Annotated in this window: 10 protein-coding genes; 7 read left to right on the top strand and 3 right to left on the bottom strand. The window is 40.2% G+C overall.

What is annotated here, in order from left to right:
• Nucleotides 1–376: 376 nt before the first annotated feature.
• On the top strand, nt 377–1,360 hold the full coding sequence (locus AC33VI_RS00050; protein WP_491780226.1) for an undecaprenyl-diphosphate phosphatase: 984 nt from the start codon (nt 377–379) through the stop codon (nt 1,358–1,360).
• Nucleotides 1,361–1,480: 120 nt separating this feature from the next.
• Here AC33VI_RS00050 and AC33VI_RS00045 read toward each other — a convergent pair whose 3' ends face one another.
• Nucleotides 1,481–2,461, bottom strand: a complete 981-nt coding sequence (locus AC33VI_RS00045) for an NmrA family NAD(P)-binding protein (RefSeq protein WP_491780225.1) — start codon at nt 2,459–2,461, stop codon at nt 1,481–1,483.
• A 100-nt stretch (nt 2,462–2,561) separates the two neighbouring features.
• Complete coding sequence (locus AC33VI_RS00040) at nt 2,562–3,218, bottom strand: HEAT repeat domain-containing protein (protein ID WP_491780224.1); 657 nt, start codon at nt 3,216–3,218, stop codon at nt 2,562–2,564.
• A gap of 192 nt (nt 3,219–3,410) precedes the next feature.
• Here AC33VI_RS00040 and AC33VI_RS00035 point away from each other — a divergent pair, with 192 nt between their 5' ends.
• Nucleotides 3,411–3,983, top strand: coding sequence for a phycobilisome protein (locus tag AC33VI_RS00035; RefSeq protein WP_491780223.1), 573 nt, complete (start codon nt 3,411–3,413; stop codon nt 3,981–3,983).
• A 70-nt stretch (nt 3,984–4,053) separates the two neighbouring features.
• Entirely contained in the window at nt 4,054–5,019 is a 966-nt protein-coding gene (locus tag AC33VI_RS00030) for an AAA family ATPase (protein ID WP_491780222.1), read from the top strand.
• Nucleotides 5,020–5,039: 20 nt separating this feature from the next.
• Here AC33VI_RS00030 and AC33VI_RS00025 read toward each other — a convergent pair whose 3' ends face one another.
• Nucleotides 5,040–5,348 (bottom strand): TMEM14 family protein, encoded by a 309-nt coding sequence (locus AC33VI_RS00025; protein ID WP_491780221.1) that lies wholly within the window; start codon nt 5,346–5,348, stop codon nt 5,040–5,042.
• 55 nt (nt 5,349–5,403) lie between these two features.
• Between AC33VI_RS00025 and AC33VI_RS00020 the strand changes: the two genes are divergently transcribed.
• The 4 genes from AC33VI_RS00020 to argB all read left to right on the top strand — a co-directional run bounded on the left by AC33VI_RS00020 (nt 5,404) and on the right by argB (nt 9,087).
• Nucleotides 5,404–6,243 carry a lysophospholipid acyltransferase family protein gene (locus AC33VI_RS00020; protein WP_491780220.1) on the top strand — a complete coding sequence of 280 codons (840 nt, stop codon included), beginning with the start codon at nt 5,404–5,406 and terminating at the stop codon, nt 6,241–6,243.
• A gap of 79 nt (nt 6,244–6,322) precedes the next feature.
• The gene (locus tag AC33VI_RS00015; RefSeq protein WP_491780219.1) at nt 6,323–7,522 is read left to right on the top strand and encodes an argininosuccinate synthase; all 1,200 of its coding nucleotides are present in this window, start codon (nt 6,323–6,325) and stop codon (nt 7,520–7,522) included.
• A 108-nt stretch (nt 7,523–7,630) separates the two neighbouring features.
• Complete coding sequence (locus AC33VI_RS00010; protein WP_491780218.1) at nt 7,631–8,167, top strand: shikimate kinase; 537 nt, start codon at nt 7,631–7,633, stop codon at nt 8,165–8,167.
• 26 nt (nt 8,168–8,193) lie between these two features.
• Entirely contained in the window at nt 8,194–9,087 is an 894-nt protein-coding gene (gene argB, locus AC33VI_RS00005; RefSeq protein ID WP_491780217.1) for an acetylglutamate kinase, read from the top strand.
• Nucleotides 9,088–9,506 lie beyond the last annotated feature (419 nt).

Below are 9,506 nucleotides of genomic sequence, written 5' to 3'. Positions count from 1 at the left end.
GGTGTAGGGTGTAGGGTGTAGGGGTTAGGGAAAACAAAGGTTGTGGTTTTTTGGTGAAAAGAGATAAATGTCTTGATGTCTCCAGACACTTTTGAGAATTGGTATAAGAACTAAAAACTAAAAACTAAGAACTAAGAACTAAGAACTAGTAAATTTTCCCAGAGAGCTATTCAACTGAAAACGGCTGTAATTCCAAGCGATCGCATTCTTATCGGTCGATCGCCTGGAATCCTAATAAATCAAAGCTAAAAATAATATTTCTCTGATATTTCTCAGCATTTTGTAGTAAAGTTAACCTTCGTACCTTGGGTTATGGATGATTCCCAGATACACTTAAGACTTAAATAAATGTTTTAAATTTGGGATTCACATAATTATGTCTGGGCAGACCAAAAAATATTTTAGTTTAATTTGTTATGGGTGTTTTGGTCTTTTATTAAGCATTTTATGTTCGGCGATCGCATCAGATCTGGCTGTAGCTAATTCCACCGATGTTATTGCTAGGGAGACGGCAAACGCCACGACACAAGTTGACCTGTGGCAGGCGATCGTTTTGGGTTTTGTTCAAGGGGCAACAGAATTTATTCCCATTAGCAGTACTGCCCACCTTAAAGCTATCCCTGTCTTTTTTGGCTGGGGCGATCCTGGAGTATCTTTTTCTGCTGTAATTCAATTGGGTAGTATCGCTGCGGTATTATCTTACTTTTGGTCGGATCTGACCCAAATTACCAAAGGTATGATTAAAGCAATTCGTACCTCTGATTATGATTCCCAAGAATTCTGGATGGCTGTGGGTATTGGGGTAGGATCGATTCCCATTATTCTTTTTGGCTTGCTACTAACAATATTCGAGCCTCCTTTTTATGAAAACACTTTACGCAGCATGACTTCGATCGCCATTGTTTCGATCGTGATGGCTATATTACTGGCTTTAGCAGAATCAATCGGCAATCAAAAACGAGACTTTAAGGATTTAACCGTTAGAGACGGTATTATCATTGGTTTAGCTCAAGCTATGGCGATCGTCCCAGGAACATCTCGATCTGGTTCGACTATGACTGCGGGATTATTTAGCAACCTCGATCGCGAAACTGCTGCCCGTTATTCTTTTCTCTTAGGCATCCCTGCAATTACTTTAGCTGGCTTGGTTGGTTTAAAAGACTTAGTTAGCCCCGTTGAAGGAGAAGCGATCGCTATGTTACCTCTAATTGGCGGTTTGATTTCTTCTGCTATATTTTCCTATCTAGCGATCGCTTGGCTGTTAGATTTCTTGAAAACTAGAAGTACTTGGAGTTTTGTTTGGTATCGTCTGATTTTTGGCGTAGGTATTTTAGTAGCCGTCTTTATGGGTTGGGTTTAATCGACTTGCCTCGATTAATATTAAAAGTAATTTATTCAATTAAATACTACCATTAAAAAAATCCCAGTCTTTTTAGTGGCTGGGATAATACATAAACTAGATTTAATTTGGCGAAATTGATTAAAATTGATTGCGGTAAGGAATTTTGCCTTTTTTCTTCTTGCCTTTGTTTTTTTCGTAATCGATTTCTTTGAGCTTTTTCATAATGCGGGTGAAATACTCTTGCATATATTCTTCAAGAGTAGTGGTATCCTTCACGTCCAAACCAAAAGTCTTGTAAACTTCGTCCATAGGAGCTTCCAAAGGTTTACCGCTTGCTAATACTTCGGCAAAAGTCAGACGATCTGCAGTGTTTTGTCCCCATTCACAGAAACGAGTAATACGACGCATCAAACCCAACACTGCTAAAGATACGCGGGATATTCTGGCTCTATTATCGCACATACTTTCACAGAGATTTACCAGTTCGTAAGCTCCCCAAGCTTTTGTACCGACGACGGGGAAAGTTTTCTTCTCGGTTTCGGGTACGCTTAAAGCACGAATGGCAAATTTAGCAATATCTTGAGTATTCATATAGGCAATAGGAGTACTTTCTCCCGATACCCAAACAATTTGTTCTTCAAGAATCGGGATAGCGTATTGAGCGATTAGCCCCTGCATGAACCCAGCCAACTGCAAGACAGTGTAGTTTAAGCCAGATTCTGCTAAAAATAATTCCGTACAGCGTTTGATATCCATTAAAGGAACTTCAGGATATTGTTCGCAGTTCAAAATTGAGAAGAAGATATATCTGTCTACTCCCGCAGCCTTAGTAGCTTGAATTAAGTTAACTTTACCTTGCCAATCTACTTCTGCCGCACTGAGATTATCGGTAATTCTGGCGGTGGCAGCATCAATTACAGCATCAACTCCTTCCAAAGCTGGGGCAAGTGTAGACTTGTCGCACAGATCTCCTTTAATCAATTCTGCGCCCCATTCCTTCAGGAAGATTGCTTTGTTGGGGTTGCGTACCAAACATCGTACTTCATGGTCTTCGTCCAAAGCCTGACGAGCAACCTGTCTGCCCAAAGTGCCAGTTGCGCCAACTACCAATAATTTCATTTAAGGTTTTTTGTAATATTTTTTAACTTTTCTCTAAGTATTTTATCAAAGAGTCCTATTTTTGTTTCTTTTGTCAGAGAAAATCTTGGTAAAGAAGGATCTAAATCAGACTTTCTAACACCGCACCAACGACTCGATGATCCTCATCTGTCTTGAGTTTATTTAAAGCTGCGATCGCATCAGGAGTGCTGTACTTACCCAAGGATTTGGCTACTTGGAGACGAATGCGCCAAGATGAATCGTCTGCTAAAGGTAATAATAATCCTAGGGCAGCAGTTTCTCTTTCTGTGTTGGCAAATAAACCCAAACAGTTAATACAAGATTCCATCACAGGTTCGTCATCTCCTGACAAACCAATCTCACAAATTTCTAATAATTCTTGAGGAGCGTTTAAATCTACCATAGCCGCAATAACGCTGCGACGTACCAACCAGTGATTATCTGACTCATACATTTTTCTGAGATGGGGAATAGAGCGATCGCCATAGTAAGATAGAGAGTTAGCAGCTTCCGATCGCACGTTCGGATCTTTATCGGCTAAAATCATTTCTAGCAAAGCATCAAATCCAGCCATACTTCTTTTTTTACCCAAACCCATTGCCACAAAAGAACGTACTAAAAATTCCTCGTCTTTAACCCGATCTAACAATAAAGGTGCAGCTACATCCGCCTCATAATTACGTAATTCTCTTACTCCTTTCATTCTCTGTTGGGGATCGGAATTATTTAAAGCCTCTTTGATTTCTTGGATATCCATTAGTGAGTGACATTTTTCAATACATCTTTAATTTAATTTACATTATTTTAATAATCGACTATCGAGGAATGGAATTTAAAATTGTACTAGTTTACCAGGCAGGTACGGTATGGAAGAAAGTTGTTGGCAGCGACAGGCTTATGATATGTCATATAGGGTGTGAATTTAACTAACTACTAACTACTAACAAATATGCTCAGTGACAAAGTAAAAGAACTAATCAAAAAATCTCGTATTGTTAGTTTTGAGAGTTGGCAATATCCCCCAGAGGCGATCGCAATTTTTCAAGCTGTCGATAATGAAGGAAAATATTTAAGCGATGAAAACATCGAAAAATTAAAAACTCTCGTACCTAGTTTGTCGCCCAACTTAGAGCGGGGAAAAGTATTGAGAGATAATGTTAAAGAGATAGTATCTAAAGCCAGAGCAGTCGTATTAGATGCAAATCCAGGAATCCTCGAACCTGGAGGGGGTTTATATCCTCCCATGCGTGCGGAGGCTTGCTGGCGCGATTTTTGGCATTTCTTGCGGTGTATTAGCTATGGTGTTAGCGGTAAATCTACTGAGTATACAAGCGATCGCGGCTTGAGGTATATGGAACAATTGTATCAAGAGTTGGAAGTTCCCCTGGATGCGATGATCTTGGGTTTAGAACAATTAAAAATTTTTAGTTTGAAAGAATTTGAACCTAATTTACAAGATGAGCTAGAACCTTATTTCGATCGCCTAATCAAATCAATGGAAAAATTTTCTCCTGTTAATTAATATCGCTCAATTTTATCCTGCTTTCTGGGCAATCTAAATAAAGAAGTTCAAGCGATCGCAGGAGTAAATAATGGTCAACCAAGGCAATACAATAACAAGAGATATTACAGGACAAGAAATATATCAAAAAATTTATCAAAATATCCAACAGGTAATGAAAGGGCAGTCTATTGCCATTAGAAATTTGCTTGCTGCTTTTGCTAGTGGAGGACATATTCTACTAGAAGACTATCCAGGTACGGGAAAAACTACTCTGGCTAAAGCCCTTGCAGCTTCTATTGATGCCAAATTCAAACGGATTCAATTTACCCCCGATCTCTTACCTTCAGATATTATTGGGGTTTCCATTTTCGACCAAAGAGATCGCTCTTTTCACTTCCACGAAGGTCCTATTTTTGCCAATATTGTTTTAGTAGACGAAATCAATCGCGCTTCTCCTCGTACTCAGTCGGCATTGTTAGAAGCAATGGCAGAATCTCAAGTCAGTGTAGACGGACAAATTAGAAAGCTACAAGATCTATTTTTTGTCATTGCTACTCAAAATCCTATAGGTTCTCACGGAACTTATCCTTTACCCGAAGCGCAAATGGATCGTTTTGCCCTGCAATATAGTTTGGGCTATGTTGCTCCTGAAGATGAAGTGCAAATTCTAACTGATCGATTGCAAAATGATTCTTTAAATCAGATCGAACCCTGTATTTCTTTGGCTGAAGCAGTTTTGCTCAAAAAACAAGTAGAACAAGTCCGAGTAAGCGACACCATGAAACGTTATCTAGTAGATTTGGTGAATGCTACTCGTTCTGCCGAAGGAGTACAGTTAGGAGGTAGTCCTAGAGCTTCTTTAGCACTGATCAAAGTGGCTCAGGCTTTAGCTTTATTCGATGGTTCTGAATTTGTGGCTCCCGAACACATTCAAGAGTTAGCCGTGTCAGTAATTGCCCATCGTTTGGTTATGCAGCCTCAAGCCCGTTTTTCTGGTCAAACTGCTGGGGGAGTAGTGGAAGAAATTTTAAAAACTATTCCCGTACCTGGTTAGCAGTTCGCGAACCGCCCCTACTAACTACTAAAAATTATAATTAAAGACAAAATACCCAAGAAAATCATTGGTATGGGAGGCATAAATTTTTTCGTCTTAAACCAACGGATGATGAAAACTACAGTTAGAAGAGCGATTATCAAGGCTGCCACTTTTCCTGCCCACTCGTTGCCCGAATATATTGCTCCTCCCAAAATTAGCAGTAGCAAACCGCTAATTCCACCAGAAATTAAAGAGACTTTGCTTTTACTTTTGATATAACCTAGTAGTCCTCCTCCGATACTCAATAGTCCGTAAAGTATGGTGGCAAAGAATTCTGGTGTTAGCATTGGGCGATAAAAATCTATAACTTCTAATACAATAACCAGAGACTTAGGTTATTGAATGAATAATAAAAAAGATAGCAATAAATTAACTAACGGTTGGTCTCTAGAAAAAAGAGATCCCGAAATAATAAAATCCTTAATGCCATTTTGGGAATGGTTTTATAAATATTATTTTCGCGTTACTAGTGATGGCTGGGAGCATATTCCCCCAGAAAAAGTCTTACTAGTCGGTTCTCATAATGGAGGTATGGCTACTCCCGATATGATTATGAGTATGTATGTTTGGTTTCGTCATTTTGGTACGCAACGTAGAGTATATGGGTTAATGCACCATAAAGTTTGGAAAATTAATCCTGCCGTAGCCAGAATTGCCCAACAGACAGGGGCGATCCCAGCCCATCCCCAAATGGCGATCGCTGCTTTACAAAGTGATGCCAGCCTACTAGTCTATCCTGGGGGAGCGCAGGATGTATTTCGTCCCCACCGCGAGCGCTATAAAATTAATTTGGCAGGACGTAAAGGTTTTATTAAATTAGCTTTACGAGAAAATGTACCAATTATTCCTATTATTTCCACTGGGGCACACGATACTTTATTTGTCCTGGGAGATATTTACCACCTCATGAAACAATTCCATAAGTGGGGAATGCCTTGGTTATTAGATACCGATCCAGAAATTTTTCCTATCTACCTAGGTTTGCCTTGGGGTATTAGTTTTGGTCCTTTACCCAATATTCCCCTACCAGCACAAATCCATATTCGTATTTTGCCACCGATCGCTTTTCCTCAAACTGGAAAAAAAGCCTCGCGCGATCGCCAATATGTAGATAAATGTTATGAAATGGTAACTAATAAAATGCAAGAAGAGTTGAACAATCTACATAAGAGCCAAAAATAAATCTTAAACATATCTCTAAGACTGTGCTTTTCGGTACAATACCCCTTGAATTTATTTATGTTAAGGGCAAGTTATTTTTATGGGACGTGCTAACAAAGTTGTTTTAGCTTATTCTGGCGGGGTAGATACTACTGTCTGTATTCCCTATCTCAAAAATGAATGGGGAGTCAAGGAAGTAATTACTCTAGCTGCGGACTTGGGACAGGGAGATGAATTAGGGCCGATTCAAAAGAAAGCCTTAAAATGTGGCGCGGCAGAGTCTTTAGTCGAAGATGCTACCGAAAGCTTCGTACGCGACTATGCTTTTCCTGCCATTCAGGCTAATACCCTTTATGAAAACCGCTATCCCCTTTCTACTGCCTTAGCGCGTCCTCTAATCGCTAAATTGTTGGTAGAGGCTGCGGAAAAATACGGTGCGGATGCAGTAGCCCATGGTTGTACTGGTAAAGGTAACGACCAAGTACGTTTTGATGTGGGAATCATGGCATTAAACCCCAACCTCAAAGTACTAGCACCCGCTAGGGAATGGGGTATGAGTCGCGAAGAGGCGATTTCTTATGGAGAACAATTTGGTTTAGAATTCCCCGTTAAGAAGTCTTCTCCATTTAGTATCGATCGCAATTTACTCGGTCGCAGTATTGAAGCTGGTCCTCTAGAAGATCCTATGGTCGAGCCTCCTGAAGAAATCTTCTTGATGACTAAAGCGATCGCCGATACTCCCGACGAACCAGAATATATTACCATCGGCTTTGAAGGCGGTATTCCTATCACTATTAATGGCGAAAAACTAGCTCCTGTAGCTCTAATTACCAAGCTCAACGAACTAGCAGGAAAACACGGTATCGGACGCATCGATATGTTGGAAAATCGTGTCGTCGGCATTAAATCGCGGGAAATCTACGAAGCACCAGCTTTGTTAGTTTTGATCCACGCCCATCGCGATCTAGAAAGTTTAACCCTCACGGCAGATGTAACTCAATACAAACAAGGCATCGAACAAACTTATGGGGAATTGATCTATCGCGGTTTGTGGTACAGCCCCCTCAAAACTGCTTTAGATGGGTTTATCCAACAAACTCAAGCAAGAGTTACGGGAGAAGTGAGAATTAAGCTATTTAAGGGTAATGCCGTAATTGTTGGTCGCCAATCCGATAATTCTATTTATACTCCTGACTTAGCTACCTATGGTGCGGAAGATGAATTCGACCACAAAGCAGCAGAAGGATTTATTTATATCTGGGGTCTACCCACCAGAGTTTGGTCGCAAAAAACTAGATAACTATATATGTCTGATAGTAAGGGTGGGCGACCATAGGAAGTACTTTAGTGCGTTGCCCACTCTACAAACTAATGACTAACAACTAATAACTAATGACTAAAAAACTATATGAATAATCTATTACAAGGAGTTAGCGTATATCTAATTGGCATGATGGGTGCGGGAAAAACTACCGTTGGGCAACAATTGGCAAAAGACTTAAATTATCGGTTCATCGATACAGATAGCACTATCGAACAAATCGCTGATAAACCGATTACAGAGATCTTTAAAGACGAAGGAGAAGCTTATTTTCGCTCTCTCGAAACCCAAGTACTATCCCAATTGTCGGTATACACTCGCTCGGTAATTTCTACGGGAGGCGGTATTATTGGGCAACAAATTAACTGGAGCTATTTGCGGGATGGTTTGGTAGTCTGGCTTGATGTAGATCTAGAGATTTTAAAAAAAAGGTTAGCTAAAGATGAAACTAGACCATTAGCTGACAAACTAGAATCATTGCTGGAAACTCGTCGTCCCTTATACGCTCAAGCAGATATTACCATCTCGATTGCATCGAACATTTCCCCCGAAGAAATATCTGCCCAAATTCTTGCAGCCATACCTTCTGTACTTAAGTCTCAGGTAAAAATTTCCAATTCCTAATTTAATCTTTTATTTCTCAAAATCCCATGACCTACGATAGCGAATACTTAAAGGAAACCGCAGCTAACCGCGTTCGTATTTTAAGCGAAGCATTGCCCTATATCCAGACATTTGCCAATCGCACGATCGTCATTAAATATGGCGGTGCTGCCATGAAGGATAATGTTCTTAAAGCGAAAGTAATTAATGACATAGTCTTCCTTACCTCTGTTGGAGTGCGTCCTGTAGTAGTTCATGGAGGAGGCCCAGAAATTAATAAATGGTTACAAAAATTGAAGATCGAGCCAGCCTTTAAAGATGGTCTGCGAGTAACCGATAGCGATACTATGGAAGTAGTGGAGATGGTTTTGGCTGGTAGGGTTAATAAAGAACTAGTTTCCCTAATCAATCGGGCAGGGGCTTCTGCGGTAGGGCTGTGTGGTAAAGACGGTAAATTGATCCAAGCTCGTCCCGTAGGAAAAGAAGGAGTTGGTTTTGTCGGAGAAGTTACCAGCGTTAATACTAACTTGGTTGAAACCTTGGTAAGTGCGGGCTACGTTCCAGTAATCTCCAGCGTTGCTGCTGATGAATCAGGGCAAGCATATAATATCAATGCCGATACAGTCGCTGGTGAAATTGCTGCTGCCTTGCAAGCAGAAAAATTAATTCTCCTGACCGATACCCCTGGAATTATGTACGATTTTCACGATTCCTCCAGCTTAATTAATAAATTAGATATTCAAAAAGCTAGAGAGCTAATCGACGATGGCATAGTTTCGGGAGGGATGATTCCTAAAGTTAATTGCTGCGTGCGATCGCTCGCCCAAGGAGTCCGCGCTGCCCATGTTTTAGATGGTCGTTTGCCCCATGCCCTATTACTAGAAATTCTCACTGATGAAGGTATTGGTTCGATGATTGTGGCTTCGGAATTAATGGAATAACCAGGTGATTAAGAAGCTGAGTGATAAGTACCTAAGTAGAATTAGTTAGAGACTGTTTGTAAACAAAAGATAAAAGCTAGGAATGACGGGGTGACGGGGTGACGGGGTGACGGGGTGACTGGGGGAAAGTATTCCTGATTTATTCAAAGAGTGCGATCTTTGCGATCCACTCTTTAAAACAAAGGTAGGGCGCATCCATTATTGTTATTTAATATTTCTTTTACAAACAGTCTCTTACACATTTGGGAGACTAGATGCTACTATCTACTATCCATTAACCATTGGTGACAAGTTAAGCTAATTTATCTTTAGTCAACTACTATCGATAGTTTTATTCATAAGTTTTTAATATTTACTGATATTACGCAAAAGCTGTAACTAGAAGATAAAGCCTCTAGGCTCTAGGCTTTAGGCTTTAG

Source organism: Waterburya sp. (genome assembly GCF_058530065.1).
This window is presented reverse-complemented; position numbering and strand designations above follow the sequence as displayed.